Source organism: Psychrobacter sp. MES7-P7E (genome assembly GCF_002863645.1).
In the GTDB taxonomy this organism is placed as follows: domain Bacteria; phylum Pseudomonadota; class Gammaproteobacteria; order Pseudomonadales; family Moraxellaceae; genus Psychrobacter.
This window is the reverse complement of sequence record NZ_PJBU01000036.1, coordinates 1-1,309: the sequence shown is the minus strand read 5'-3', so window position 1 is coordinate 1,309 and position 1,309 is coordinate 1. Positions and strand designations below refer to the sequence as shown.

Sequence of the window (1,309 nt, the reverse complement as noted above, 5' to 3'; positions counted from 1 at the left end):
TGAACCGCCCCGACTTTATCGGAGGCTGATTTACTTTAGTCAGGCAGCAATGCCTGACAGGATTAAATTATCATAATACCGCTTTTCAAACTCAAAGGGCGACACATATCCAATCGTGCTATGCAATCGTGTTTTGTTAAACCAATCCACCCATTCAAGGGTTGCTAGTTCAACATCGTTCACACCAGTCCAGTTCTGTTTTAAATAATGAATCACCTCAGACTTATAAAGCCCGTTGACCGTCTCAGCCAGTGCATTATCGTATGAATCACCTGTAGTGCCAACAGAGGCAATCACACCGCAGTCAGCCATTTTATCAGTATAGCGAATGGATAAATACTGAACCCCTCGATCACTGTGATGAATCACATCTTTGGGATAGTTTCTATCTGCTATTGCTTGATTTAACGCCGCCATCACCATATCTGTGTTCATACGATTAGATACTTTCCAGCCCACAATAGCGCGAGCAAACACATCAATAATAAAAGCGGTATACACCCAGCCGCTTATCGTCTTGATATAAGTAAAGTCTGCCACCCAGAGCTGGTTAGGGCGATGAGCGCTAAAGTTACGATTAACCAAGTCATCAGCACGCTTTTGATCATCACGGCTGTGAGTTGTTATTTTACCCTTACCGCGCCAGACACCTTGTAGGCCATGCTGTCTCATTAAACGCTCTATGGTACAACGAGCAACCTTTAACCCGTCAGCTTTCATCTGCTGCCATACTTTACGCGCACCGTAACGGCATTTGCTGTCCTGCCAGATACGTTTAATCTCGCTGATGTAAAAGTCGTCATGTTGACTGCGCAGTGAGCGTTTTTCAGGGTAGCTCTCCAAGTCTTTAGCACGGTGATAGGTTGATGGGGCAATCGGTAATACTCTACAGATCAGCTCGACCCCATAATTATTCTTATGATCGTCGATGAATTGAATCATGATTTTAGTCAGCGGTCGAGCTCCGCCTGGGCGAAAAAAGCGGCAGCCTTACGTATGATCTCATTGGCTTGCTTGAGCTCTCTGCATTCGCGTTCAAGCTCCTTGATGCGCTCTTTATCACTTTGCGCTTGCACCGATGCAGGAATAGTTTGATCGATGTGTTTTTTATGCCACGACCGCAGGGTTTCAGGCGTACAGCCAATCTTAGGGGCAATGGCTTGAATCGCTGACCATGTGGAAGGATAGTCGCCCAACGCTTCTATCAGCATGCGAACGGCGCGTTCTTTAATCTCAGGAGTGTAGGTTTGTTTTTTCATTGTCGTATTCTCTCAGAATGTTGAGTCTCCGACAATCCCGGGGCGGTTCA

At 46.1% G+C, this 1,309-nt stretch carries 1 protein-coding gene and 1 other annotated feature; the gene reads right to left on the bottom strand.

Annotated features, from left to right (window positions below; genetic code table 11):
* Positions 1-39: 39 nt before the first annotated feature.
* Positions 40-1,259, bottom strand: a protein-coding gene (locus CXF62_RS01360; RefSeq protein WP_102092624.1) for an IS3 family transposase whose coding sequence is annotated in 2 segments (ribosomal slippage) — positions 40-974 and positions 974-1,259 — 1,221 coding nt in all. Because the reading frame shifts where the segments join, the coding sequence is not laid out codon by codon here.
* Positions 868-984: a sequence feature (AL1L pseudoknot), on the bottom strand. It overlaps the preceding gene by 117 nt.
* Positions 1,260-1,309 lie beyond the last annotated feature (50 nt).